The sequence below is a fragment of the Allobosea sp. 10L417 genome (assembly GCF_056395485.1).
Map to the genome: position 1 here is coordinate 362,009 of NZ_JBFTJP010000002.1, position 25,595 is coordinate 387,603.

The window sequence follows — 25,595 nt, forward strand, 5'->3', positions numbered from 1 at the left end:
CGGGAGACGCTTGATCAGTAGCCGAGCAGGAATGGGTTCACTCCCGCGCGCCGCCAGCCGGCCTCTTTCACCAGCAGGTCGAGGCCGAGGCTTGCGACATCGTCCGCTACGGGTTCCAACTCCATGTCCTTGCGCTGGTTCAGGATCTTCACATAGGTCCGGCACTCGTCGCAGATCTCGGCCTTGATCGTATCGGCGATGCCTTCGATCGCCTGATAGGCGATGCCTTTGGTCGACCCACACGAGACGCACTTGACCCGGACATGGTTCCATTGCGTCGCGCAGAGCGAGCACTGGACATAGCGCACGCCCTCGATATTGGCGTCGCCGACCACCGTGCTGCTGACGGGCGGTCCACCGCAGCAGGGGCAGACGCCGTCGGCGACAGGTTGCGGCAGGACAGGGTCGAGCTGCGCCGCGCGTTGCGCCGCGACGATCTGCACGGCCGCCGCGGCGAAGATGTGCTCGGCGAAGGCCTCGACCGGGACGGCATCCGCCAGAACCGCAGCGAACATCGCCCGCCGACCTTCGTCGTCGGCTTTGCCGGCACGATCGAGCGCGGCGCGGGCGAGATCGGGCATCGCGACATCGGCGAGCAGCGTCACGAGCCGCGCAAAGGCTTCCGAAGTGGTGGGATCGTCGGCCAACTCCTCACGCGGCAGGATCGGCATCGCGTGGCCGGCGCGTTGGCGCATCTGCGCCAGTGATGGCAGGGCAGGGGGCGGCAGCTCGCGCGCCAGCTTGTCCTGCACCTTCGAAAGCTCGGAGAGGAAGAGGAGATAGGCTTCGAGCTGATGGCCCGGAGCGAGCGCCGCGAAGCGCATCGCGCGCAGGCCGAACAGGCTTTCCGGCTTCGGCAATCTGACGAAAGGCGGCTTGTCGCGTTCGGCGATACCGACATCTTCGAAGGCGGCGAAGCCCGGATCGTCACTCATTCACTGTCCTCTCGAACCGCACCGGTCACGGGAGGCGGAGCGGCCGGAGCCGTCCCGCAATCGGATCTATTCGGCCGGGCCGGCGCTGTGGCCGCGCGGCGGTAGTTGACGTTCGTCGATCACGCCCTCCCGCGCCTCGTGCCGCAGCCAGAGTCGATGGTGCCGGAAGGCCCAGCCGCCCGTCACCTTGCCCTCGGTCATCGCGTTGATCGTACCGCGCACATAGAAGCCGGCATAGATATGGACGATGACGACGAGCAGCATCGCGATGGCTGCGAGCGCATGGATGATATGGCCGAAGCGCTGCTGCTCGATGGTGAAGCTGGCTCCGAAATACTCGTACCAGATCATCAGGCCCGTCCCGAACAGAACGAGGATCAGGAGCGTCATCAGCCAGAAGACGATCTTCTGGGCGCCATTGTACCTGCCGACTTCCGGGGCGCTTTCCTCCCGGCCCGACATCACCTCGCCGATATGGCCCATCCATCGGGTATCGGCCTTCGTCCAGAAATTGTAGCGGACCATCTGGATGAACAGGATGGCGAAGCTCGCCAGCAGCACGACGCCGATCCAGGGATGCAGGGCCCGCGTGTTGGAACCACCGCCGAACAGGCTCGACAGGAAGAACAGCGTGGGGTGGAACAGCGCGGCACCGCTGAACGCGAGCAGGATGAGCGAGATCGCGGTGATCCAGTGATTGACGCGCACGCGGCCGGGATAGCGGTCGACGGTCGTGCGCTCCTCTTCACGCCTCACGGCCACGGGCAGCCTCCTCGTCGATCAGATGCTCGGCCTCGCGATCCTCAGCGCGGCTGACATCGTTGCGTCGCGCCACCGTCGCATGGACGAAGGCGAAGGCGGCGGCGAAGCCCACCGCTGCCATGCCGGCATATTTGGTCAGCCCCTTCCAGAGCTCGACCACCTGGCTGATCCGCGGGTTCGCCGGCAGGTTGGCGTAGAGCTGCGGCTGGTCGGCATGATGCAGCACATACATCACATGGGTGCCGCCGACGCCCGGCGGATCGTAGATGCCGGCGTTCCTGAAGCCGCGGGACTTGAGATCCGTCAGCCGCGTCTGCGCATGGTCGAGCATCGCCTGCTTGGTGCCGAACACGATCGCGCCGGTGGGGCAGGCCTTGGCGCAGGCCGGGGCCTGGCCGACCGAGACCCGGTCTGAGCAGAGCGTGCATTTATAGGCCTTGTGGTCGGACTGGCTGATGCGCGGGATGTTGAAGGGGCAGCCCTTCACGCAATAGCCGCAGCCGATGCAGTTCTCCGAGACGAAGTCGACGATGCCGTTGTTGTACTGCACGATCGCGCCAGGGGCCGGGCAGGCCTTGAGGCAGCCCGGATCGGCGCAATGCATGCAGCCATCCTTGCGGATCAGCCATTCGAGATTGCCGCTCTCGGGGTTCTCCCACTCGGTGAACCGCATCAGCGTCCAGGTGTTCGGCGTCAGATCATGCGGGTTGTCGTAGACGCCCCGGTTGATGCCGATCTCCTCGCGCAGATTGTTCCACTCGAGGCAGGCCGCCTGGCACGCCTTGCAGCCGATGCATTTGGAGACGTCGATGAGCTTCGCCACCTCGAAATCATGGCGGACGTCCGGCGGCCTGAAAGTGGTCGCCGAGATGCGGGCGAAGTCCTGACTCTGCAATCCTGCCATCGGACCCTCCCTAGCTGACCGCTGGCCCGTTGGACGGCTCGACATTCACCAGGAACGCCTTGAACTCGGGCGTATCGGTGTTGGCGTCGCCGACGAACGGGGTGAGGCTGTTAGGGCCGAAGCCCTTCCTGGCCGCACCGGTAAAGCCCCAGTGGAGCGGGATGCCGACCACATGGATGGTCTTGCCATCGCAGATCAGCGGTTTGATGCGCTTGGTCACCACGGCTTTGGCATAGACCGAGCCGCGGTTGGAGGAAACCTTCACCCACCCGCCCTTCTGGATGTTCTTTTCCGCCGCCAGCTGTTCGCTGATTTCGACGAAGAACTCCGGCTGCAGCACCGCATTGACCCAGACATGCTTGGTCCAGAAGTGGAAGTGCTCGGTCAGGCGGTAGGACGTCGCCGCATACGGGAACTTGTCCGAGGTTCCGAGCGCGGCGAGGTCTTCCTTGAAGATGCGGGCGACCGGGTTGCCGCGGATCTTCGGCGCCGTCACGTTGACGACGGGGCTTTCGAAGGGCTCGTAATGCGCCGGGAAGGGGCCGTCCCGCATCATGCCGCGAACGAAGAGGCGGGCCGATCCCTCGGGGTTCATGATGAACGGGCCCACATCCTGCGGCTTGGCCGTCGGCGCGATGTCCGGCACGTCGTAGCCGGTCCAGGCCGTGCCGTTCCATTCGATCAGCTTGCGCTTGGGATCCCAGGGCTTGCCGTCGATATCGGCCGAGGCGCGATTGTAAAGGATGCGCCGGTTGGCCGGCCAGGAGAAGGCCCAGTTCGAATAGGCGCCGGTATTGCCGGGATCGTTGGTGTCGCGCCGGGCCATCATATTGCCCCGCTCGGTCCAACTGCCCGAATAGATCCAGCAGCCGCAGGCGGTCGAGCCGTCATCGCGCAACTGGCCGAAGGTATCGACCTGCTTGCCCTTCTCCAGCAGCACCTTGTTCGGATCGGCCGGGTCCGCGACGGTGGAGACGACGTAGCCGTTCAGCTCCTTGGCCATTTCGTCGGGCTGCGGGTCCTGCGGATCGCGATAGGGCCAGTGCAGATTGACGATCGGGTCGGGGAAGGCCCCGCCCTCCTTCTGGTAGAGCGCCCGCAGGCGCATGTGGAGCTGCGCCATGATCCAGGTGTCGGCCTTGGCCTCGCCCGGAGGTTCCTGACCCGGCCAGTGCCATTGCAGCCAGCGGCCGGAATTGACCAGCGAGCCCTCGTCCTCGGCGAAGCAGCTCGTCGGCAGTTCGAAGACCTCGGTCTGGATCGACTCCGGCTTGACGTCGTTATGGACGCCTTCGTCTTTCCAGAAGCGCGCTGTCTCCGTCTGCAGCGGATCCATCACCACGAGGAATTTCAGCTTCGACAGCGACGCCGTGATCTTGCCCCGGTTGGGCGCGGACAAGAGCGGATTGAAGCCCTGGCAGAAATAGCCGTTGACCTTGCCCTGATACATCAGGTCGAAGGTGCGCAGCATGTCGTAGCCGGGCACGTCGAGCTTAGGCAGCCACTGATAGGAGAAATCGTTCTCCGCCGTCGCGGCCGGGCCCCACATCGACTTCAGGAAGCTCACCATGAACTTCCTGTAGTTCTGCCAGTAGCTCATCTGGTTGGGGCGCAACGGCTTGAAGCCGCGCGTCGACATATAGGTCGCGAAATCGACCTCCCTGTCCTTCGGTATCGCCAGATAACCCGGGATCAGGTCCGACATCAGGCCGATATCGGTCAGACCCTGGATGTTGGAGTGGCCGCGCAGCGCATTCATGCCGCCGCCGCGCACGCCGATATTGCCGAGCAGCAGCTGCACCATCGCCATCGAGCGGATGTTCTGCGAGCCCTTCGAGTGTTGCGTCCAGCCGAGCGCATACATCGACGTCATCGTCTTGTCGCGCGCCGAGCACTCCGAGATCATCTTGCAGATTGCCAGGTATTTGTCCCTAGGCGTGCCGCAAATGCGCTCGACCATCTCCGGCGTATAGACGGCGGTATGCTTCTTCAGGAGCTGGTAAACGCAGCGCGGATGTTGCAGCGTCTCATCGACCTGCACATAGCCGTCCGCACCGAGCTCATACTCCCAGGTCGAGCGGTCATAGTCGCGCTTGGCCTCGTCATAGCCGGTGAAGAGGCCGTCCTGATAGCTGAAGCCCTCCTTCACGATATAGGGCGCATTGGTGAACATGCGCACGTAGTCGTGCTGGATCTTGTCGTTGTCGATCAGGTACTTCATCACCCCGAGCAGGAAGGCGATGTCAGTGCCTTGCCGGATCGGCGCATAGAAATCGGCGACCGAGGCCGTGCGCGTGAAGCGCGGATCGACGACGATCAGCTTGGCGCCACGCTGAGCCTTGGCCTCAGTGACCCATTTGAAGCCGCAAGGGTGCGCCTCGGCGGCGTTGCCGCCCATGACGATGATGAGGTCGGTGTTCTTGATGTCCGTCCAGGAGTTGGTCATCGCACCGCGACCGAATGTTGGGGCCAGACTGGCCACCGTCGGTCCGTGTCAAACACGCGCCTGGTTGTCGAACGCCAAGACTCCGAGGCTTCGCACGACCTTGTAGGTCAGGAAGGCCGTTTCGTTGGTGGTCGCCGAAGCGGCCAGGAAACCGGTGGTCAGCCAGCGGTTGACCGTCGCGCCGTCCTGGTTGGTGGCGACGAAGTTCTTGTCGCGGTCATCCTTCATCAGCCGCGCGATGCGGTCGAGCGCCTCGCCCCAGCTGATCTGCTTGAACTCGCGCTGGCCGGGCCCGCGATATTGCGGGAATTTGGTGCGCGTCTCGGAATGGACGAAGTCGAGGAGGGCGGACCCCTTCGGGCATAGCGTGCCGCGATTGGTCGGGTGGTCCGGGTCGCCCTCGATATGGATGATGGCCGGGTGAGCGTTCTTGGAGTTGTCACCCAGGCTGTACATGATCACGCCGCAGGCGACGGAACAGTACGGACAGGTATTTCGCGTTTCCGTGGTGCGCGCCAGCTTGAAGGGCCGCACGGCCTGGGCAAGCGCCTCTTCGGCACCCCCGAACCCCAGCGCGGCGACGGCAGAACCGCCCAGACCCGCGCCTGCGGCTTTCAGGAACTGGCGACGCGAGAGCTCATGCAGCATCTCAACCTCCCAGGCGAACAAGAGCGTCTTGTTCCTCTTTGGAATAGTGAAACTCTGCCCTGAGGGCGTCAAGCTGCCCATCCGCTGGGCAATGGCACGCGATGCTAGACTTTAGGCGTACGCCTCGGTTGCGGGAGAGCGCGAGGTGGAACGCTGCGCGCCGTCGTGGCTCCAGGGGCTCGCGGGTGTCGCTTCGCAAGATTGGAGCGTGATCCGCTATATCGAAGTTATACAGGTGTTTAGCAGCTCTTGTGAGCGCCCCTGCGGCTCCGAAGCGGCGAGCGTTGCGTGATGATCCGAGGCTGAAGAGATCGATAGGGCGCGCCGGCCGGAGCGCGCGCGGTACGCCACATGACGCGATCGTGACTTGCGGGGCGGCGGGCCGTTGCGGCCCCGCACCATGCGAGGCTGTTCCGTGGACGGAATCAGGCGCTGAGCCGTTCGATCATCGGTGGCGGGTCATGAGGCACATTGACTTCCTGCGTCGCTGCGCCGCTCCACAATGATCTGAGCTGCGCGACGACGTACTGGCCGAAATGCTCGTAGGGGATGCGGATCGAGGTCAGCCAGGGCGCGATCCAGCGATTGATCGCATTGCCGTCGATGCCGATCAGCGCGCAGCGCTCGGGAATGGCGACGGCGCTTTCGGCCGCCAGGCGATAGGCGCCGTAGGCGATCATGTCGCTGACGCAGAGGGCGCTGTCCGGCCAGCCGCCGGCCGCGACCATATTCCGCGCGGCGGCATAGCCGATCTCGATATGCGACAGGCCGGGCGCGCTCGCACGGCGGATACGATCGACCCCAAACCCGCGCGCGATCAGTCTGTCGACGAAGCCGTCGGCACGCTCGGCTGTGCTGGAGGCGTTCTCGGCCGCCATCAGCACGGCCGTGCTGTCGATGCCCCGCGCGAGCAGGTAATCGGCTGCGTCCGCTCCGGCGGCGCGGTTGTCGATGCCGACATACGCCCCACCGCCCAGCGGGTTGCGCCGCGCCACGAAGACCATCGGATCGCCGCGCTTCGATGCGTCGGCAAGGCCGGGGCTGCTTACTGCGCTAACCATGACATAGCCGGCGACGAACTGATCACGCATCGCGCGCAGATAGTCGTCCTGCAGATCGGCCCGGTCATGCGTGTCGCAGAGGATCATCACGAAGCCGGCGCCGCGCAGCGCGGCTTCGGTCGAGACTGCGATCGCGGCCATGGCGGGATTGTCGAGATTGGGCGCCAGCATCGCCACGACGCGGCTGGCCCGGCGCTTGAGTGCCCGCCCGACCGGGTTCGGACGGTAGCCCAGCCGGAGGATGGCTTCCTCGACCCGGGCGATCGTATCGGCGGAAGCCCGGCCGGCCTTGCCGTTGACGATCCGGGAAACGGTCGCGACCGAAACGCCGGTGTCGTGCGCGACGGTCGCCAGCGACGCCAGGCTCTGCTGCGGTCTTGCGGCCTTCGCCGTCATGATCCTCCCCGATCCCTTCGCACGGCATTGACGCCGGTGGGTGGGCATAAGCCGGCCGCACGCAGCAATGGCGTGCGCGTCGCCCGTTGACAAGCAAGGCAAACGTTTGCCTTAGTAGTTGTCAAGACGCTCGTTGAGGCGTCGTCATTCAGGGATGGAACGCAGATGCAGAGGAAGCAGTGGATTTCCGCGCTCGCGCTGACGGTTGGCCTCGTCGCCGGTAGCGGGGCCTTCGCCCAGACCACGGTGCGTATCGCCTGGTACTCCGACGGCAATGAGGGCGAGGTCGTTTCCGATCTGCTGAAGCGCTTCGAGGCTCAGAACAAGGACATCAAGGTCGTCCTCGATCAGGTGCCTTATAAGGCGATCACCGAAAATCTGCCGGTCCAGCTCGCCTCGGGGCAGGGCCCGGACATCGCCCGCGTCGTCGATCTCGGGGGCATCGCCCGCTATGCGCTCGACATGCGCCCCTATCTGAAGGACGCCTCCTACTGGGAGAAGAATTTCGGCCCGTTCCTGCCCTGGATGCGCCCTGAGGGTGATTCCAGCGCGATCACCGGCTTCATGACGCAGCTCACCGTCACCGGCCCCTTCGTCAACAAGACGCTGTTCGAGCAGGCCGGTATCGCCATGCCCGGTGCGAAGGCGACCTGGGAGGATTGGGGTAAGGCGGCCAAGGCCGTGGCCGACAAGGTCCAGGCGCCGTTCCCGCTGGCGATGGACCGTTCCGGCCACCGCTTCTTCTCGGTCGCTGTCTCCGAGGGCGCCAAGGTCTTCGACGACAAGGGCGAGCCCGCGGTGGTCGACGAGGGTTTCAAGCGCGCCGCCAAGCGGGTCTATGACTGGCACAATGACGGCGTGATGAAGAAGGAGCTCTGGGGCTCGGTCTCCGGCACCGCCTATCGCGGCGCCAATGACGAGTTCAAGAACGCCCAGGTGGTGATGTACCACTCCGGCTCCTGGCAGATCGCCCAGTTCGACAAGACGGTCGGCGATGCCTTCGACTGGGTCGCGGTTCCCTCGCCTTGCGGCGCGGGCAATTGCTCGGGCATGCCGGGTGGCGCCGGCCTCGTCGCGATCAAGACGACCAAGAGCCCGGAAGCCGTCGCCAAGGTGATGGATTATCTGGCGAGCGAGTCGGTGCTGAGCGAGTTCTATGCCCGCTCGCTCTTCGTTCCCGGCCATCTCGGCATCGCCGCCAAGGGCCTCGATTACAAGGATGCCAAGCCGCAGGCCAAGGCCGCGCTCAAGGTCTTCTCGGATCAGGTCGCGCAGCTCTCGCCGGTCGCCTACAAGCTGCAGGGCTACGTCAACAACCGCGTCATCTTCAACGCGACGATCAGCCGTCTCGGCCAGGCGATCTCGGGTGAAGGCACGCTCGACGAGGCCTTCAAGCGGATCGAATCCGACATCGCCCAGCAGATCGCCGAGCGTAAGAAGTAAGACGGATGGCCTCCGCCGACATGAACCCGCGCCGCGAGGGGGCGGGCGCCGCTGGCACTCTCGCCGCGCCGCTCGCGCTGCTCATGCGTCTCGTCGACTGGCCGATGCGGGCGCTCCAGCGCCTGATCGGCGAGCGGCGGATGGCCTATGTCTTCATTCTGCCCAACCTCGCCTTCTTCTCGCTCTTCGTCTTCCTGCCGCTCGTCATCAATTTCATCTTCTCGGTGACGGGCGGGGCAGGGCTCTTCCCGACCGAGCGGCCCTATGTCGGGGCGCAGCAATACGCCTATCTTTTCGACTGCGGCTCCTTCCTCGACCCATCGTCCTGCCGCGAGGATCATTTCTGGCGCGGCGTCTACAACACCGCCCGCTTCACCGCCTTTCAGGTCACGGCGATGGTGCTGTTCTCGCTCCTGACCGCCGTCGTTCTGAACATGAAGATCCGGGCGCGCGGCTTCTTCCGCGCCGTCTACTTCTTCCCGGTGCTGCTCTCGCCGGTGGTGGTGGCGCTGACCTGGAAATGGATTCTCCAGCGCGACGGCCTGCTCAACGCCGCCATCACCTCGCTCGGCGGCGAGCGCATCCTCTTCCTGGTCGATCCGAGCTGGGCGATGTTCTGGATCGTCTTCGTCTCGGTCTGGGCCCATATGGGCTTCTACACGCTGATCCTGCTCGCCGGCTTGCAGGCGATCCCGGCCGATCTCTATGAAGCCGCCGAGATGGACGCGACGCCGCGCTGGCGCATGTTCTGGCGCATCACTCTGCCGCTGCTCTGGCCGAACATGATCGTCGTGATCGTGCTGGCGCTGATCAAGGGCGTGCAGACCTTCGACGAGGTCTTCGTGCTCACCGGCGGCGGGCCGGGCACCGCGACGCTGCTGGTGGTGCATTACATCTACGAGACCGCCTTCGCCAATCAGGTCCAGAATTTCGGTCTGGCGGCGGCGGCCTCCGTGGTGCTCGGCGTCGTGCTCTTCGCGCTGACGCTGGCCCAGCTCGCGGCGAGTCGCCGCAAGGGGGCCGCATGAGCCAGGCTGTTCACGCCAACAAGGCCGTCGCCATGATGACCGCGCGCCGCAAACCCGGCCGCTGGCATTGGACCGACATCGCGGCTTACGCCTATCTCCTCGTCGGCGTCGTGCTGATGTTCGGGCCGGTGCTCTGGCTCGGAATGTCCTCGTTCAAGACCCAGGCCGGCCTGCTCGAATTCCCGCCTTCGCTGCTGCCGATGTCGCAGAAGGAAGTGGTCGTTCCCGGCCAGTCCCAGAAGCTGCCGCTCTTCGAGGTCGAGATGCCCGATGGCAGCAAGCGCGTGCTCGCACAGGTGCGCCGCATCGGCATCCAGGCACAGATGGTCGATCCGGCCAATCCGGGCGAGACGATCCGCGTCCCCATCGACAAGCGCACGCCCGTGCGCGAGTTCAAGCTCGCCACGGAGAATTACACCGAGCCGCTGGAGCGCTTCGCCTTCACCCGCTTCCTCTGGAACTCGGTCTTCGTCACGTTGGTCGCGACGATCATCACGCTGATCATCAACTCGATGGCCGCCTATGCCCTGTCGATCTACGAATTCAAAGGCAAGACGGCGGTAATGCTGATGGTTGTCGGCACGCTGATGATTCCGATCACCATCATCCTCGTGCCGGTCTATCTGGTCATCACCAAGCTTGGTCTCGTCAATTCGCTCTGGGCGGTGATCCTGCCGGGAGCCGCGACACCGACCGGCGTCTTCCTGCTGCGCCAGTACATGCTGACTCTGCCGCGCGATCTGATCGAGGCAGCGCGCATGGACAAGGCCTCGGAGTGGCAGATCTACTGGCGCATCGTCATGCCGCTCGCCATGCCGGCGCTGGCCGTGCTCGCGATCTTCTCGATCATGTGGCGCTGGAACGAGTTCCTCTGGCCGCTCGCCGTGCTGACCAAGACCGAGGCCTACACGCTGCAGATCGGCCTCAACGCCTTCCAGGGCGAGTTGCAGACGCAGTGGCACTACCTGCTCGCGATGACCGTGGTGACGCTGCTGCCGGTCGCGCTCGTCTTCGTCTTCCTGCAGCGCTTCATCACCACCGGCATTGCCAACACCGGCATGAAATGAGGGAAGTGAGTTCCGCATGGCCGAACTGAAGCTCTCCGCCGTCCGCAAGGCCTATGGCGCGACGACGGTGCTCCACGGCATCGACCTCGCTGTCGCCGACGGCGAGTTCGTCGTGTTCGTCGGCCCCTCCGGTTGCGGCAAGTCGACCCTGCTGCGCTCGATTGCGGGGCTGGAGGAGATCACCGGCGGCACGATCGCGATCGATGGCGCTGATGTCACCGGTCTGCCCGCCTCCGAGCGCGGACTCGCCATGGTGTTCCAGTCCTATGCGCTCTATCCGCATATGAGCGTCTACGCGAACATGGCCTTCGCGCTGGAGAACATGGGCTTCAAGCGCGACGAGATCGACAAGCGCGTGAAGCGCGCGGCTGAGATGCTGCGGCTGACCGATTATCTCGAGCGCAAGCCCAAGGCGCTCTCCGGCGGCCAGCGCCAGCGCGTCGCCATCGGCCGCGCCATCGTGCGCGACCCCAAGATCTTCCTCTTCGACGAGCCCCTCTCCAACCTCGACGCGGAGCTGCGCGTCGCCACCCGCAAGGAGCTCGCCGCGCTCCATGCCGAACTCGGCGGCACGATGATCTACGTCACCCACGATCAGGTCGAGGCGATGACGCTGGCCGACCGTATCGTCGTGCTGCAGGGCGGGCGGATCGAGCAAATCGGCACGCCACTCGAACTCTACAACCGCCCCGACAACCTCTTCGTCGCCGGCTTCATCGGTTCGCCGCGCATGAACCTCCTGCCCGGCCGCGTGACCGCAGCGGGTAAGGTCGCGCTGGGCGAGGGAGGCCATGAGGTCGCCTGCGCCACCGGCAGCCTTGCCGCTGGAGCCAAGATCACGCTCGGCATCCGGCCGGAGCATCTGGCGCTGGCGCCGGAAGGGCAGGGGCTGCCGCTTGCCGTCGATCTGGTCGAGCGCCTTGGCGGCGAGAGCTACCTCTACGGGGCTAGCGCCGGCCTGCCGCAGATCACACTCCGGCTCGACGGCCAGAGCGAGCATGAGCGCGGCCACGTGGTTCCACTCGCCTTCCCGCAACAGAGCCTGCACTTGTTCGACGAAGCCGGCCACGCGGTCCGACCCTGAGACTCCGAGAGAGATCCCTATGAAAGCCCTCACGCAAGGCCGCTATCTCGGCCGCGATGGCGAAGCCGCCCTGTTCGATGTCGGGCTCGGCCATACGCTCGCCGTGCGTATCCTCGAAGGAGATATCGGCCGGGTGACGCTGAAGCCGCAGGACGGCTACCGGCTCGATCGCGGCTGGTCGATCGCGCCCGGTGGGCTGGAGCCGCCCTATGAGGGCCGTCCGCGCGACAGCCTCGCCGGCTTCGCCTGCCCGAAGGCGAGCGTCAGCGAGGGGAGCGGCAAGGTCACATTGTCCGCCGGCGGCCTCACGGCCGAGATCGCACTTGAGCCGTTCAGCATCGCCTGGCGCCGCGACGGCGAGGACAAGCCCTTCCTCCAGGACCGCACGACCCAGGCCTATCTGGTTTCGCCGCGCACCGGCGCGCTCGCGCATTTCATGGCGCGCGACTACACTGAGCGGCATTACGGCCTCGGCGACAAGGCCGGCCCGCTCGACCGAACCGGCCGCCGCTTCGCCATCGACGCTGTCGACCCCTGCGGCTTCGACGCCGAACTCTCCGACCCGCTTTACAAGATGCTGCCGTTCTTCATCGTCGATGGGCCGACGGGCGCGCATGGTCTCTACTACGACAACCTCTCGACCGGCAGCGTCGATTTCGGCTGCACGCTCGACAATTACCACGGCCTGTTCCGCTCCTGGAAAGGCGACGACGGTGATCTCGACTACTACGTCATCGCCGGCCCGGCCGTGCCGGATGTCGTCAGGCGCTTCTCCTGGCTCACCGGCGGACAGGCTTTTGCACCGCTCTGGTCCTTCGGCTTCGGCGTCACCTCGATGGCGATCGCGGATGCGCCGGATGCCGATGCCCGCATCAGCGATTTCATCGGCAAGCTCGAGACGCATCGCATCCCTTGCGACAGCTTCCATTTCGGCTCGGGCTACACCCAGATCGGCCATCGCCGCTACGCCTTCAACTGGAACCGCGACAAGTTCCCCGACCCGAAGGCGACGATGCAGCGGCTGAACGATGCCGGCATCTTCACGGTCGCCAATCTCAAGCCCTGCCTGCTGGACGACCATCCGCGCCTGCAGGAAGCGCTCGACGACGGCTTCCTGGTCAAGGACGGCAAGACCGGCGCGCCGGCCGTTGCCCAATTCTGGGATGGGCTCGGCTTCCATCTCGACTACACCAACCCGAAGGGCCGTGCCTGGTGGCGGGGCGGCATCGAGACAGCGCTGCTCGATTACGGTTTCACCACGGTCTGGAACGACAACAACGAATACGAGATCTGGGACGAGGATGCCGTCTGCGATGGCGACGGCCGCCCCTTCCGGCAGGCGCTGGCGCGGCCCGCCCAGCCTTTGCTGATGACCAAGCTCTCTTATGAGGCGCAGGCCGATCGCCAGCCCGGCAAGCGGCAATATGCGATCACCCGCGGCGGCTGCGCCGGCATCTCGCGCTATGCGCAGACCTGGTCGGGCGACAACGAGACCGCCTGGAAGACGCTGCGCTACAACCTGACGCAAGGCCTCAATATGAGCCTGTCGGGCATGTTCAGCATCGGCCACGATGTCGGCGGCTTCCATGGCCCGACGCCTGGCCCCGAGCTTTTCGTACGCTTCAACGAATTCTGCGCCCTGTGGCCGCGCATGGTGATGAACTCTTGGAACGACGACGGCGTCGTCAACCTGCCCTGGATGTACCCGGAGATGGTGCCGCAGGTGCGCGAGGCGATCTCGCTGCGCTACCGGCTGATGCCCTATCTCTACACGCTGATGTGGCGCGCCAGCCGCGACGGCACCCCGGCGATCCGCCCGCTGCTCTGGGATTTCCCGAAAGACCAGCAAGCGGTGAAGACCGACGACGCGTTCATGCTCGGGCCGGATGTGCTGGTCGCGCCCGTGCTGGAGGAGGGTGCCCGTGAGCGCAGCGTCTACCTGCCGGAGCACGAGGGTGGCTGGTATGACTGGCACGAAGGCAAGCATTTCGCCGGTGGCGCGATTGCAACGGTCGCCGCGCCGCTCGGGCGCCTCCCGGTCTTCGTCCGCGCCGGCGCGCTGATCCCGCTCGGCAACGCCGAAGGCATCGACGACCAGCGCGAGCTCCTCGTCTGCGGGGTCGTCGAGGGCGCTTCCGGCGAACTCTACGAGGACGATGGCGAGACCAGCGACTGGCGCGGCGCCGGCGGGACAATCATCCGCTTCTGCGTCCGGGGGGGCGAGATCGAAATCCATCAGGAGGGCGAGACCGAGCCCCGGTTCGATCGGATCGCGATCCGGCACATCGGCGCGAACGGCGCCGTTTAAGGCGCCTGACGCCGCGGAAATGCCGAGCCTTCCAGCCCGATTCATGTCGGGTTGGAGGGCTCTCTTTTTCTGACCCGCCCGCAAAATCGGGCGGGACGACAGAGTTTGACGCCTCGTCGGTTTCAGCTAGCCTGCCCGTCGAGAGAGCTTGCCTGCGTCACGCCGCAAGCGCACGCCGGAAAACGATGTCACGAGGCTGAGATAAATCTCGTTTGATATCGGTCAATGGCGGCGCTGATACTTGCTGATATCCATGCGGACAACGCGATTGTCGGCGCTTATTTCTGACAAGTATTTGATGATTTCTCGATCGATTGGGCCGAAGCCGCGCTGAAGACACCGCATCCGCACTGTGCCGGCACCGAACAAGCCATTCGCTCGCAAGCAGGCCGTTCCTGCTTCAGGGGTGTTGCATCGAAGGAGACGACTGGTCATGGCAAAGACGATGAAGGCCGCCGTGGTGCGGATGTTCGGCAAGCCGCTGACGATCGAGGAGGTGCCCGTTCCTGAGCCCGGCCCCGGCGCCATCCAGGTTGCGATCCAGGCATCGGGCGTCTGCCACACCGATCTCCATGCCGCCGAAGGCGACTGGCCGGTCAAGCCGAACCCGCCATTCATTCCCGGCCATGAAGGCGTCGGCTATGTCTCGGCCGTCGGTGCAGGCGTGAAGCATGTGAAGGAGGGCGATCGCGTCGGCGTGCCCTGGCTCTACACCGCCTGCGGCCATTGCCGGCACTGCCTGGGCGGCTGGGAGACGCTCTGCGAAAGCCAGCAGAACACCGGCTACTCGGTCAATGGCGGCTTCGCGGACTATGTCATCGCCGATCCCAACTATGTCGGCCATCTGCCGGACAACATCTCCTTCAACGAGATCGCGCCGGTGCTCTGCGCGGGCGTCACGGTCTATAAGGGGCTCAAGGTCACCGACACCAAGCCCGGTGACTGGGTCGCGATTTCCGGCATCGGAGGGCTCGGCCATATGGCGGTCCAATACGCTAAGGCGATGGGGCTCAACGTCGCCGCGATCGACGTCGACGATGCCAAGCTCGATCTCGCGCGGCGCCTCGGCGCTACCGTCACCGTCAATGCGCGCAATGAGGATCCCGGCACCGTAATCCGCCGCGAGACCGGCGGCGGCGCCCAAGGGGTGCTGGTGACGGCCGTCAGCCCCAAGGCCTTCGAGCAGGCGATCGGAGCGGTGGCGCGTGGCGGCACTGTCTCGCTCAACGGCTTGCCGCCCGGCGGCTTCCCGCTCGACATTTTCGGAATGGTGCTGAACGGCATCACCGTGCGCGGCTCGATCGTCGGCACGCGGCTCGATCTGCAGGAATCGCTCGACTTCGCCGCCGAGGGCAAGGTGAAGGCCACGATCACCACGGCAAGGCTCGAGGAAATCAACGACATCTTCGATCGGATGCACAAGGGCCAGATCGAAGGGCGCATCGTGCTCGACATGACGAACTGATCACCGGGCGGCCCAATCTCAGGCCAGGGGTGAACGCCCGGCCTGACGTTATCGATCGAACGGCGCAGCGCGATCCTGGAGGTGCCGTTTGAGCGCAGTCCCGCCGCCGAAAAGACGAAATGTCTTGTCGGCGGAGGGATATATGTTGCCCGCTTAGCAAGAACAGCGCCAAGCAATTGCGGCCGCGACCGTTGCGAAGACGTGTTGCGCTAGATCAAGGTCCTGAGGCGGGCGCGTTTTCGGGCGACGACGACAGTAGACAAGGAACAGTATTTCAGTTTCTATTTCTTCGATCTCAAATCTGGTGACGGCGCGGTTTGTGAACGCCCCGCACGCGAAAGGACGAGAGATGACGATGGAGACCGCGGGGGCGAGTGGCCCGGAAACCGCTTCGGAAAGGCCGACAAGGCGAGCCGAACTTCTGGCTTTCCTCACGCTGGCGGTGCTCATTTGGCCGATTGTGGCGATCGGTGTCGTCGGCGGTTACGGCTTCCTGGTCTGGATGTTCCAGCTGATTGTCGGTCCGCCCGGACCTCCGCATTGAGGCCGGGCCATGGAACGCACCGCCATTGATCGCGGGCGCCGCAACTTCCTGACCGGCCGGCGCCTCTCATTGCCCGACAGGGTTCGCCCACCCTGGTCCCGCGCCGCGTCGATCGCTGCGGCCTGTACCGGTTGCGGCGCCTGCCTGCCCGCCTGCCCGCAGCACATCATCGCGCTCGACGAGTCCGGCCGGGCCGCCCTCGATTTCACGGGAGGCGAATGCAGCTTCTGCGGCGCCTGCTCCGATGCCTGCCCCGAGCCGGTCTTCGATCGCGCCATGTCCGCCTTTGAGCATGTCGCCGTGATCGGGGCGGAATGCTTCGCCAGCCGCGGCATCGTCTGCCAGAGCTGCGGCGATGCCTGTCCGGAGAGCGCGATCCGCTTTCGTCCGCGGCTCGGCGGGCCGGCCGTGCCGGAGCTGGCTGCCGATCTCTGCAGCGGCTGTGGCGCCTGCATCGCGGGCTGCCCGGCCGGGGCCATCAGCGCCGGAGCGCGCCCGTCGGAGACACCCCATGGCTGAGCCATCGCGCCCGCGCTTCCATCACATTTCGAGCGCCGTCGTCTCGGCCCTGCCGGCGCGTGTCGATGCGGTGCTCGCCCGCATCCGCGAGTTGCCGGAGACCGAGGTCCATCGCGTCGAGAACGGCAAGATCGTGATCGTGCTGGAGGGATCGAGCACCGGCGTGATCGGCGACCGGCTGGCCGCGATCAGCCTGATCGACGGCGTGCTCTCGGCCAACATGGTGTTCGAACAGATCGAAGACCTCGAAACCCTCGACGACCCCGGAGTAACCCCATGACCCTGTCCCGTCGCGAGATGCTGAAGGCGCAGGCGGCTGGCGTCGCCGCGCTTGCCGCCAATATGAGCGTTCCGGCTGATGCCCAGCCGGTCAGCGGCGGCGTCGACACCTTGCAGATCAAATGGTCGAAGGCGCCGTGCCGCTTCTGTGGCACCGGCTGCGGTGTGATGGTCGGCGTCAAGGAAGGCCGCGTCATCGCCACGCACGGCGACATGAAGGCCGACGTCAATCGTGGCCTCAACTGCATCAAGGGCTATTTCCTTTCCAAGATCATGTACGGCAGCGACCGGCTGACCCAGCCGCTGCTGCGCAAGAGGAACGGCGCCTACGCCAAGGACGGCGAGTTCACGCCGGTCTCCTGGGAGGAGGCCTTCGACACCATGGCCGCCAAGGCCAAGGCGACGCTTAAGGCCAAGGGGCCGACCGCGCTCGGCATGTTCGGCTCCGGGCAGTGGACGATCTTCGAGGGCTATGCCGCGACCAAGCTGATGCGGGCCGGCTTCCGCTCCAACAATCTCGACCCGAACGCCCGCCACTGCATGGCCTCGGCCGCCTACGCCTTCATGCGCACCTTCGGCATGGACGAGCCGATGGGCTGCTACGACGATTTCGAGCATGCCGACGCCTTCGTGCTCTGGGGCTCGAACATGGCGGAGATGCACCCGATCCTGTGGACGCGGGTGACGGACCGCCGGCTCGGCCAGCCGCATGTGAAAGTCGCGGTGCTCTCGACCTACACCCACCGCAGCTCGGACCTCGCCGACATTCCGATCGTGTTCAAGCCGGGCACCGATCTGGCGATCCTGAACTACATCGCCAACCACATCATCTCGACGGGCCGGGTGAACAAGGACTTCGTCGGCAAGCACACCACCTTCGTGAAGGGTGCGACCGACATCGGCTATGGCCTGCGGCCCGACGACCCGCGCGAGGTCAAGGCGAAGAAGGCTGCGGATCCCACCGCGACGACGCCGATCGATTTCGAGGCCTATGCCGCCTTCGTCAAGGACTACACGCTGGAGAAGGTCTCAGCCCTCACCGGGGTCGAGCCCGGCTTCCTGGAGCAGCTCGCCGAGCTCTACGCCGATCCCAAGCGCAAGGTCGTCTCGCTCTGGACCATGGGCTTCAACCAGCATGTGCGCGGCGTCTGGGCCAACCAGCTCGTCTACAACCTGCATCTGCTGACGGGGAAGATCTCCGAGCCCGGCAACAGCCCGTTCTCGCTCACCGGCCAGCCCTCGGCCTGCGGCACGGCGCGCGAGGTCGGCACCTTCGCCCATCGCCTGCCGGCCGACATGACCGTGGTCAATCCCGAGCATCGCAAACATGCCGAGGAAATCTGGCGCGTCCCGAACGGGATCATCCCCGAGAAGCCCGGCTATCACGCCGTCGAGCAGGACCGGATGCTCAAGGACGGCAAGCTGAATTTCTACTGGATCCAGGTCAACAACAACCTGCAGGCCGCGCCGAACAGCAGCAACGAAACCTATCCGGGCTACCGCAACCCCGAGAACTTCATCGTCGTCTCCGACGCCTATCCGACGGTGACGGCGCTGGCCGCCGACCTGATCCTGCCGGCGGCGATGTGGGTCGAGAAGGAGGGCGCCTACGGCAATGCCGAGCGGCGCACCCATGTCTGGCACCAGCTCGTGCAGGCGCCGGGCGAGGCGCGTTCGGACCTCTGGCAGCTCATGGAGTTCTCCAAGCGCTTCACCACCGAGGAGGTCTGGCCGGCGGAGATCCTCGACGCCAACCCGAACTATCGCGGCAAGACGCTGTTCGACGTGCTCTATCGCAACGGCAATGTCGACAAGTTCGCGCTCTCCGAGATCAGCCCGGATTACGACAATCAGGAGTCGAAGGATTTCGGCTTCTACGTCCACAAGGGTCTGTTCGAGGAATACGCTACCTTCGGCCGGGGCCACGGCCATGATCTCGGCCCCTATGAGCTCTATCACGAGGTCCGCGGCCTGCGCTGGCCGGTGGTCGACGGCAAGGAGACGCTCTGGCGCTACCGCGAGGGCCTCGACCCCTATGTGAAGCCCGGCAAGGGCATCGACTTCTACGGCAACAAGGACGGCAAGGCCCGCATCATCGCGGTGCCCTACGAGCCGCCGGCCGAGTCGCCCGATGCCGAGTACGATCTCTGGCTGGTCACCGGCCGCGTGCTGGAGCACTGGCATTCCGGCTCGATGACCATGCGCGTGCCGGAGCTCTACAAGGCCTTCCCCGGCGCGCGCTGCTTCATGCACCCGGAGGATGCCCGCAAGCGCGGACTCAACCAGGGCGCCGAGATCACGGTGATCTCGCGCCGCGGCGAGATGCGCACCCGTGTCGAGACGCGCGGGCGTAACCGTATGCCGCCCGGCGTGGTCTTCGTGCCCTGGTTCGACGCCAGCCAGCTCATCAACAAGACGACGCTCGACGCCACCGATCCCATCTCCAAGCAGACGGATTTCAAGAAATGCGCGGTCAAGATCGTACCGGTCTCGGGCTGATGCGCTCGCGGACCTTCCTCGGGGCCGCCATGGCGGCGGGCCTCGTCCTCGCCTTCGGCGCCGCCTTCTCGCAGGAGGGGGCGCCGGTGAAGATCGTGCCGCGGCTGACTGGAACGGCCGACCCGATGGCGCTCGAACGGGTGCCGGCGCTGGGCCGGCCGATCGTCGACGACGTCAGGCGCATGCGGAACTATCCGGAGCAGCCGCCGGTGATCCCGCATTCGATCGACGGCTACCAGCTTACTCTCAACACCAACCGCTGCATGGACTGCCACAAGCGTGAGTTCACCGAGGGCTCGGGCGCGCCGATGATCAGCATCACCCATTTCCAGGATCGCGACGGGCAGGTGCTCTCCGACGTGACGCCGCGGCGCTATTTCTGCACCGCTTGCCATGTCCAGCAGACCGATGTCGCGCCGCTCGTCCAGAACCGGTTCCAGGACGCCAAAGACGTCGGCCGGAAGCCTTAGGCGGGACGGATCATGGCCAGACTCAAATCCTTCTGTCTCTGGTGCTGGAGCGTCGTCGTGCGCTTCTGGCGCATCATCAGCCGGCCGAGCGCCTATCTGCCGCTCGGCTTCCTGACCCTCGGCGGCTTTGTCGGGGGCGTGCTCTTCTGGGGTGGCTTCAACACCGCGCTGGAGATCACCAACACCGAGAAGTTCTGCACCTCCTGCCACGAGATGCGCGACAACGTCTATCAGGAGCTGCAATCGACGGTGCATTTCTCGAACCGCTCGGGCGTGCGCGCGACCTGCCCGGACTGCCATGTGCCGCATAACTGGACGGACAAGATCGCCCGCAAGATGCAGGCCTCCAAGGAGGTCTGGGGCAAGATCTTCGGCACGATCTCGACGCGCGAGAAGTTCCTCAATCACCGGCTCGAGCTCGCCAAGCACGAATGGGCGCGGCTCAAGGCGAACGACTCGCTCGAATGCCGCAACTGCCATTCCTCGGTCGCGATGGACTTCACCAAACAGACGCGCCGTGCGGCCGAGATCCACAGCCGCTTCCTGGTGACCGGCGAGAAGACCTGCATCGACTGCCACAAGGGCATCGCCCATCTGCTGCCGGACATGACCGGCATCGAGCCGGGCTGGAAGGACGCGCCCGAGCTGCAGGGCAAGGGCAGCGCCTCCTGGCACGGGCCTGAATGGGCCGTGCGGACCTATCTGGCGGAGATGGAGAAGCGCTGAATCGACCGGCGCATTCGCGGCAGCCCGCGCCGGGCGTGGCGGTCGCGCGTGTCATCGTCCGGCGCAACGCCGATTGCCATGGCGGCGGAGGCCGTCATGGCAACGCCACGAAAATCGCGCGGGGCGCGGGGCGCGCTCAGCCGCCGATGGCCACCTTGATGCCGCCGAAGGCACCGAGGCCCGGAAACAGGAAGCCGACGGGGTTCTCCCAGCGCTTATCGAAGAGATTGTCGATGCGGCCGAACACGGTGACCTTGTCGGTCGCCTTGTATTCGGCCGCGAGATTGACCAGCGTCGCGCCCTTCGCGTTCATTCGGGCGACCGAGAAGTCGCGATTGCCGTCCACCCAGGAGCCGACGTAGAGCAGCGTCGCCGAGAGCGTGAGCTTGTCGGTCGGCGTCCATGTCGCGGTTGCGCTCGCCTTGTGTCGCGGCCGGCGCAGCAGCTCCTGTCGCGCGATCTCGTCCTTGGCGAGGGTGAAGGTGTAGTCGGCGCGGATGCGGAATTGCGGCGAAATCTCCAGCGCGGCGAAGGCCTCGACGCCCTTGGTTCTGGCCTTTCCGACATTCGCATAGGAATCGAAGGTGGCGTTGGTGACGATCAGGTTGTCGATGTCGTTCTGGAACCACGTCGCACCGAACTGCAGCTTCCGGTCGAAAAGCGGCTGCTCGAAGCCGGCATCCCAGCCGCGGCTTTCTTCCGGATTCAGGTTCGGATTGCCATGGAAATTGAACCCGGGGCGATAGTCGACGAAGAGCTCGTTGAGCGTCGGCGCCTTGAAACCGGTGCCGTAGCTCGCCTTCAGCTTGGTCTCGGTGCCGGGGATGATCAGCGCCGGGGCGATGCGGTAGGTGGTGTGGCCGCCATAGCTGTCGTCGTCGTCGCGTCGGATATTGGCCACCAGAAAGAAGCGGTCCTGGATATTGCCCTGATATTCGAGGAAGCCAGCCTTGTTGCCGTTGGAGGCGACGAGGCCCGTATCCAGGCGCTCGCGCTCGTATTGCAGGCCCATGAGCAGGTTGTGGCCCTTGGCGATCTCGAAATTGCCGCGCCAGTCGAGCTTGGTGCGCTCGCCCAGATTCTCGTTGGGCAGGCCGAGGATGCCGGTCGTTCCGTTCGCCGTCCGCGTTGCCCGGTCCTGGTTGGTGTAGGAGACGCCGAAGGTGTTGACGAAGCGCCCGCCGAACGGGTCCCAGACGACCTCGCCGCGGGTGAAGGCCTGGGCGTAGTTCTGCAGCGAGCGATAGGGCGCAGGCCGGCTCGGGAAGCCGGTGTCGCTGGTGAAACGCAGCTGCCCGTCTTGATAGCGGCCGATCCAGTTGAGTGTCAGCGTGTCGCTGAGCGCAACGCCGACGCGGCCTGAATAGTTGTAATTGTCGAAGGCATTGGGGTTGATGCGCCGGCCCGGCGGGACAAGGTTCGGTGGCGTCACATCGGTCGCGTCCGAGCGGAAGTGGGCGGCGTTGAAGGCGTAGTTGAAGCGGTCGTCGCCGCCGCTGAAGCCCGCAGACTGGTTGAATGTGCCGTGAGAGCCGGCCTCGACGCGTGCCGTTGCCTTTGGTGGACCCTCGCCGCGCTTCGTCGTGATCGAGATCACGCCGCCGAGCGCGTTGGCCCCATAGAGGCCGCTCTGCGGGCCGCGCAGCACCTCGATGCGCTCGATATCGTCCGTCAGCATCGAGCCGAAATCGAAGGAGCGATTGGGAGTCGCGGGGTCGTTGGCCTCGATTCCGTCGATGAGCACCTTGACGTGGTTCGAGTTGGTGCCGCGCATGAAGACCGAGGTCTGCCCGCCCGGCCCGCCGGTCTGCACGATGTTCATGCCGGGCACCGTCGCGAGCGCCTGCGGCAGGGTGCGGCGCTGCTGCTGCTCGATCTCCTTCGCAGTGATGACGGTGACGGAGCTCGCGATCTCGCGCGCCGGGGTCGGCGTCCCCGTGGCGCTGACCACGATCTCGTCGAGCGCGACCGGGCCGGCGTCGCTTTGCGCCAGGGCAGGGGCAGAGCAGGCGAGGGCGAGAAGGGAGGCGGAAAGCAGCAGGCGGCCGCGTCCTGCGGCTGGAGAGAAGACGTTCACGATGGAGACCTCGGGCGGTTGACGTCAGTGGCACGTCACCGCGAACGCGATCTCCCATCGGCCGCGCGGGAGGCGGCAAACAGTCTAATCAGCGATCGGCGCACCCCGTCCGAACGTGTTCGCGTGTGACCACGGTTGACGGCAGGTCTCCTGGCTCGCGGGTCGGTGCCTTCACGCCGCCTTCCCAGGTCCGAGGTCCCAGTGGCGTCTGGCGAAAGGCTCGCCGCTTACAGTTGCGGGGGCAGCCGCGGCATGGGGCAGAAATTCGCCCGCACCGCGTTCCCTTTTGATCCCGTGAAGGAACCGTCGCGGCGACGATTAGGGCGGAAATGCGGCCGCGTCAAACCGGCTTGGCGCTGCAGCGACAGCAGACCACCATCTGCTACAGTCCCCGGCGAGACGGGATCGGGCCAGCCGACGTTCCGGCCGGGGCTGCGCATCTTTGGCCTGAATTCCGGGGAAAGATGGGGCACCGGGACCTCGCTGATGCAGTTGCATCGTTGGTCGCCGGATTGTCGCAAGACTCACTCAGTGTCGTAAGTTCACGCCAGCGGAGACGGCATGGATTATTTCAGGCGCTTCACCTTTCTGTTCGCGACGCCGAATTTCGATGCCGAGGATCTCGAAGGGATCCGCTTCAACCAAATCATCGAGGAGATCGAGCGCTCGGGCTTCGAGGTCGTCAAGGCGCGCAAGCTCGAAGATGCCGAGATCGCGGTCCAGACCGATGCCGCCATCGGCTGCATGGTGGTCGACTGGGGCAAGAAGGGTCTTGAGGGCAAGACTGCCGCGCTGATCAATCTGATGCGCCGGCGCGGCCTCGATTTTCCGATCATCCTGCTCATCCGCCGCAAGCGCTTCGAGGACGTACCGGTCGAGGTGCTCGATTTCATCGACGGCTATATCTTCCTCTCGGAGGAGACCCCGCCCTTCATCGCCAAGAGCCTGATCAGCCGTCTCAAGCAATATGCCGAGACGCTGAAGACGCCGTTCTTCGGCGCGCTCGTCGATTATGCCGAGGAAGGCAACCATCTCTGGACCTGCCCGGGACACAATGGCGGCGTCTTCTACAGCCGTAGCCCGATCGGACGCGTCTTCATGGAGCATCTCGGCGAGGCTGTGTTCCGCGACGACCTCGACAATTCCGTGCTCGATCTCGGCGACCTGCTGACCCATGAGGGGCCGGCCCTGAAGGCGCAGAAGGAAGCGGCGCAAATTTTCGGGGCGGAGAAGACCTATTTCGTCCTGAACGGCACCTCGACCTCCAACAAGGTCGCGCTCGCCGCGCTGGTTTCGGACGGCGACCTCGTGCTGTTCGACCGGAACAACCACAAGGCGGCTCATCACGGCGCGCTGCTGATCGCCGGGGGCATTCCGGTCTATATCCCGACCGCGCGCAACGCCTGGGGGCTGATCGGCCCGATGCTCTGGGAGAGCTTCGACGAGGAGGCGCTGCGCGAGCGCATCCGCACCAATCCGCTTATCAAGGACCCGGACGCCTGGAGGAAGCCGCGCCCGTTCCGGGTCGCAGTGGTGGAACAGTGCACCTATGACGGCACGATCCACAGCGCGCAGATGATCCTCGACCGGATCGGCCACCTCTGCGACTACATCCTCTTCGACGAAGCCTGGGCCGGCTTCATGAAGTTCCATCCGCTCTATGCGGGCCGCTTCGCCATGGGCCTCTCCGGCCTCGGCCCGGAGTCCCCCGGCATCATCGCGACCCAGTCGACGCACAAGCAGCTCGCGAGCTTCAGCCAGGCGTCCCAGATCCACATGAAGGATCGGCATATCAGGGGCCAGAAGCGGCGCGTCGAGCACCGGCGCTTCAACGAGAGCTTCATGCAATATGCCTCGACCTCGCCGTTCTATCCGCTGTTCGCCTCGCTCGACGTCGGCGCGCAGATGATGAAGGGCCGTTCCGGAGAGGTGCTCTGGGACGACACGATCCGGCTCGGCATCGAGCTCCGCAAGAAGATCCGGGCGGTCAGGCGCGAATTCGAGGAGAAGGAGACGAGGCCCGAGCGGCGCTGGTTCTTCGAGCCCTTCGTGCCGGATCGGGTCAGCATCGCCGACGCCTCGCGCGAGGGCGCCGTCCATGATGTCGCCTGGGAAATGGTCGCGACCGACCAGCTCGCAAGCAATCCGGCCTATTGGCAGCTCGCGCCCCATGCGAGTTGGCACGGCTTCACGCGGATGGAGTCGGGCTTCGCCATGACCGACCCCAACAAGCTGACCCTGTTGACGCCTGGCTTCGACCGCGAGAGCGGGACCTATGCCGAGCACGGCATTCCCGCACCGGTCGTCGCGCAGTTCCTGCGCGAGAACCGGATCGTCGCCGAGAAGAACGACCTGAATTCGCTCCTCTTTCTGCTGACGCCGGGCGTCGAGGCGAGCAAGGCCGGCACGCTGATCAGCGGTCTCGTCGCCTTCAAGAAGCTGCATGACGACAACGCGCTGCTCGAGGAGGCCATCCCCGAGTTCTCCCGCCGCCGGCCGGGCCGCTATGCCGGCGTGCGGCTGCGCGATCTCTGCGGCGAGATGCACCGCTTCTTCCGCGACCATGACGTCAGCGGGCTGCAGAACCGGCAGTTCTCGCCCGAGCATCTGCCGGAGATGGCGATGTCGCCGCATGACGCGGCGCGCTGCCTTGTGCGCAACGATGTCGACTACCTGCCGATCGGGGCCATCGAAAACCGCATCGCGGTGACGCCTTTCGTCGTCTATCCGCCGGGCATCGCCACCATCGTCCCGGGCGAAAGGCTTTGCGCGCGGGCCAAGCCGATGATCGACTACCTCAAGATGTTCGAGGCGAGCTTCAACGCCTTTCCCGGCTTCGATGTCGAGATTCAGGGCATCTATCGCGAGGTCGATGCCGCCGGCCAGGTGCGCCTCCACACCTATGTCGTCAGCGAGCAGGCCCAGGGCTGAGGT

Annotated in this window: 19 protein-coding genes and 1 riboswitch; of the genes, 13 read left to right on the top strand and 6 right to left on the bottom strand. The window is 65.3% G+C overall.

Annotated features, from left to right (window positions below; translation table 11 throughout):
• Positions 1-14: 14 nt before the first annotated feature.
• The 5 genes from fdhE to AC1DE3_RS07960 all read right to left on the bottom strand — a co-directional run bounded on the left by fdhE (position 15) and on the right by AC1DE3_RS07960 (position 7,152).
• Complete coding sequence (gene fdhE, locus AC1DE3_RS07940; protein ID WP_441512412.1) at positions 15-935, bottom strand: formate dehydrogenase accessory protein FdhE; 921 nt, start codon at positions 933-935, stop codon at positions 15-17.
• Between the two features lie 66 nt (positions 936-1,001).
• Positions 1,002-1,697: a formate dehydrogenase subunit gamma gene (locus AC1DE3_RS07945; RefSeq protein WP_441512413.1), complete on the bottom strand. Its 696-nt coding sequence runs from the start codon at positions 1,695-1,697 to the stop codon at positions 1,002-1,004.
• A complete protein-coding gene (fdxH, locus tag AC1DE3_RS07950; RefSeq protein ID WP_441512414.1) occupies positions 1,681-2,601 on the bottom strand; it encodes a formate dehydrogenase subunit beta in 921 nt (306 codons plus the stop codon). Before fdxH ends, AC1DE3_RS07945 begins: the two co-directional genes overlap by 17 nt.
• Positions 2,602-2,611: 10 nt before the next feature.
• Positions 2,612-5,695, bottom strand: a complete 3,084-nt coding sequence (gene fdnG, locus AC1DE3_RS07955; protein ID WP_441512415.1) for a formate dehydrogenase-N subunit alpha — start codon at positions 5,693-5,695, stop codon at positions 2,612-2,614.
• A 425-nt stretch (positions 5,696-6,120) separates the two neighbouring features.
• Positions 6,121-7,152, bottom strand: coding sequence for a LacI family DNA-binding transcriptional regulator (locus AC1DE3_RS07960; RefSeq protein ID WP_441512416.1), 1,032 nt, complete (start codon positions 7,150-7,152; stop codon positions 6,121-6,123).
• 165 nt (positions 7,153-7,317) lie between these two features.
• Between AC1DE3_RS07960 and AC1DE3_RS07965 the strand changes: the two genes are divergently transcribed.
• From AC1DE3_RS07965 to AC1DE3_RS08020, 12 genes are all read left to right on the top strand, one after another.
• Positions 7,318-8,595 (top strand): ABC transporter substrate-binding protein, encoded by a 1,278-nt coding sequence (locus AC1DE3_RS07965; protein ID WP_441512417.1) that lies wholly within the window; start codon positions 7,318-7,320, stop codon positions 8,593-8,595.
• A gap of 5 nt (positions 8,596-8,600) precedes the next feature.
• Positions 8,601-9,623: a carbohydrate ABC transporter permease gene (locus AC1DE3_RS07970; RefSeq protein ID WP_441512418.1), complete on the top strand. Its 1,023-nt coding sequence runs from the start codon at positions 8,601-8,603 to the stop codon at positions 9,621-9,623.
• Positions 9,620-10,690, top strand: coding sequence for a carbohydrate ABC transporter permease (locus AC1DE3_RS07975; RefSeq protein WP_441512419.1), 1,071 nt, complete (start codon positions 9,620-9,622; stop codon positions 10,688-10,690). Before AC1DE3_RS07970 ends, AC1DE3_RS07975 begins: the two co-directional genes overlap by 4 nt.
• A gap of 16 nt (positions 10,691-10,706) precedes the next feature.
• Positions 10,707-11,774 (top strand): ABC transporter ATP-binding protein, encoded by a 1,068-nt coding sequence (locus AC1DE3_RS07980; protein WP_441512420.1) that lies wholly within the window; start codon positions 10,707-10,709, stop codon positions 11,772-11,774.
• A gap of 19 nt (positions 11,775-11,793) precedes the next feature.
• Positions 11,794-14,082 (top strand): glycoside hydrolase family 31 protein, encoded by a 2,289-nt coding sequence (locus AC1DE3_RS07985; protein ID WP_441512421.1) that lies wholly within the window; start codon positions 11,794-11,796, stop codon positions 14,080-14,082.
• 433 nt (positions 14,083-14,515) lie between these two features.
• Positions 14,516-15,547 (top strand): alcohol dehydrogenase AdhP, encoded by a 1,032-nt coding sequence (gene adhP, locus AC1DE3_RS07990; RefSeq protein ID WP_441512422.1) that lies wholly within the window; start codon positions 14,516-14,518, stop codon positions 15,545-15,547.
• A 355-nt stretch (positions 15,548-15,902) separates the two neighbouring features.
• Positions 15,903-16,091 carry a periplasmic nitrate reductase, NapE protein gene (gene napE / locus AC1DE3_RS07995; protein ID WP_441512562.1) on the top strand — a complete coding sequence of 63 codons (189 nt, stop codon included), beginning with the start codon at positions 15,903-15,905 and terminating at the stop codon, positions 16,089-16,091.
• 9 nt (positions 16,092-16,100) lie between these two features.
• Positions 16,101-16,610: a ferredoxin-type protein NapF gene (gene napF / locus AC1DE3_RS08000; RefSeq protein ID WP_441512423.1), complete on the top strand. Its 510-nt coding sequence runs from the start codon at positions 16,101-16,103 to the stop codon at positions 16,608-16,610.
• The gene (locus AC1DE3_RS08005; RefSeq protein WP_441512424.1) at positions 16,603-16,890 is read left to right on the top strand and encodes a chaperone NapD; all 288 of its coding nucleotides are present in this window, start codon (positions 16,603-16,605) and stop codon (positions 16,888-16,890) included. Before napF ends, AC1DE3_RS08005 begins: the two co-directional genes overlap by 8 nt.
• Positions 16,887-19,388 (top strand): periplasmic nitrate reductase subunit alpha, encoded by a 2,502-nt coding sequence (napA, locus tag AC1DE3_RS08010; RefSeq protein ID WP_441512425.1) that lies wholly within the window; start codon positions 16,887-16,889, stop codon positions 19,386-19,388. Before AC1DE3_RS08005 ends, napA begins: the two co-directional genes overlap by 4 nt.
• Entirely contained in the window at positions 19,355-19,858 is a 504-nt protein-coding gene (locus AC1DE3_RS08015) for a nitrate reductase cytochrome c-type subunit (protein WP_441512426.1), read from the top strand. Before napA ends, AC1DE3_RS08015 begins: the two co-directional genes overlap by 34 nt.
• A 12-nt stretch (positions 19,859-19,870) precedes the next feature.
• Positions 19,871-20,584, top strand: coding sequence for a cytochrome c3 family protein (locus AC1DE3_RS08020; RefSeq protein WP_441512427.1), 714 nt, complete (start codon positions 19,871-19,873; stop codon positions 20,582-20,584).
• A 136-nt stretch (positions 20,585-20,720) separates the two neighbouring features.
• Here the strand turns inward: AC1DE3_RS08020 and AC1DE3_RS08025 are convergent, their stop codons facing one another.
• Complete coding sequence (locus AC1DE3_RS08025; RefSeq protein WP_476852307.1) at positions 20,721-22,661, bottom strand: TonB-dependent receptor plug domain-containing protein; 1,941 nt, start codon at positions 22,659-22,661, stop codon at positions 20,721-20,723.
• Between the two features lie 123 nt (positions 22,662-22,784).
• Positions 22,785-22,984, bottom strand: a riboswitch (cobalamin riboswitch).
• Between the two features lie 238 nt (positions 22,985-23,222).
• Here AC1DE3_RS08025 and AC1DE3_RS08030 point away from each other — a divergent pair.
• A complete protein-coding gene (locus AC1DE3_RS08030) occupies positions 23,223-25,592 on the top strand; it encodes an Orn/Lys/Arg family decarboxylase (protein ID WP_441512429.1) in 2,370 nt (789 codons plus the stop codon).
• Positions 25,593-25,595: the final 3 nt, after the last annotated feature.

Bases quoted from the DNA above. Each gene is read 5' to 3' on its own strand.
- AC1DE3_RS08005 (WP_441512424.1), top strand. From the start codon at position 16,603: ATGGCTGAGCCATCGCGCCCGCGCTTCCATCACATTTCGAGCGCCGTC.
- fdhE (WP_441512412.1), bottom strand. From the start codon at position 935: ATGAGTGACGATCCGGGCTTCGCCGCCTTCGAAGATGTCGGTATCGCC.
- AC1DE3_RS07970 (WP_441512418.1), top strand. From the start codon at position 8,601: ATGGCCTCCGCCGACATGAACCCGCGCCGCGAGGGGGCGGGCGCCGCT.
- AC1DE3_RS07960 (WP_441512416.1), bottom strand. From the start codon at position 7,152: ATGACGGCGAAGGCCGCAAGACCGCAGCAGAGCCTGGCGTCGCTGGCG.
- napF (WP_441512423.1), top strand. From the start codon at position 16,101: ATGGAACGCACCGCCATTGATCGCGGGCGCCGCAACTTCCTGACCGGC.
- AC1DE3_RS07980 (WP_441512420.1), top strand. From the start codon at position 10,707: ATGGCCGAACTGAAGCTCTCCGCCGTCCGCAAGGCCTATGGCGCGACG.
- napA (WP_441512425.1), top strand. From the start codon at position 16,887: ATGACCCTGTCCCGTCGCGAGATGCTGAAGGCGCAGGCGGCTGGCGTC.
- napE (WP_441512562.1), top strand. From the start codon at position 15,903: ATGGAGACCGCGGGGGCGAGTGGCCCGGAAACCGCTTCGGAAAGGCCG.
- adhP (WP_441512422.1), top strand. From the start codon at position 14,516: ATGGCAAAGACGATGAAGGCCGCCGTGGTGCGGATGTTCGGCAAGCCG.
- AC1DE3_RS08030 (WP_441512429.1), top strand. From the start codon at position 23,223: ATGGATTATTTCAGGCGCTTCACCTTTCTGTTCGCGACGCCGAATTTC.
- AC1DE3_RS08020 (WP_441512427.1), top strand. From the start codon at position 19,871: ATGGCCAGACTCAAATCCTTCTGTCTCTGGTGCTGGAGCGTCGTCGTG.
- fdxH (WP_441512414.1), bottom strand. From the start codon at position 2,601: ATGGCAGGATTGCAGAGTCAGGACTTCGCCCGCATCTCGGCGACCACT.
- AC1DE3_RS08015 (WP_441512426.1), top strand. From the start codon at position 19,355: ATGCGCGGTCAAGATCGTACCGGTCTCGGGCTGATGCGCTCGCGGACC.
- AC1DE3_RS07965 (WP_441512417.1), top strand. From the start codon at position 7,318: ATGCAGAGGAAGCAGTGGATTTCCGCGCTCGCGCTGACGGTTGGCCTC.
- AC1DE3_RS07985 (WP_441512421.1), top strand. From the start codon at position 11,794: ATGAAAGCCCTCACGCAAGGCCGCTATCTCGGCCGCGATGGCGAAGCC.
- AC1DE3_RS07975 (WP_441512419.1), top strand. From the start codon at position 9,620: ATGAGCCAGGCTGTTCACGCCAACAAGGCCGTCGCCATGATGACCGCG.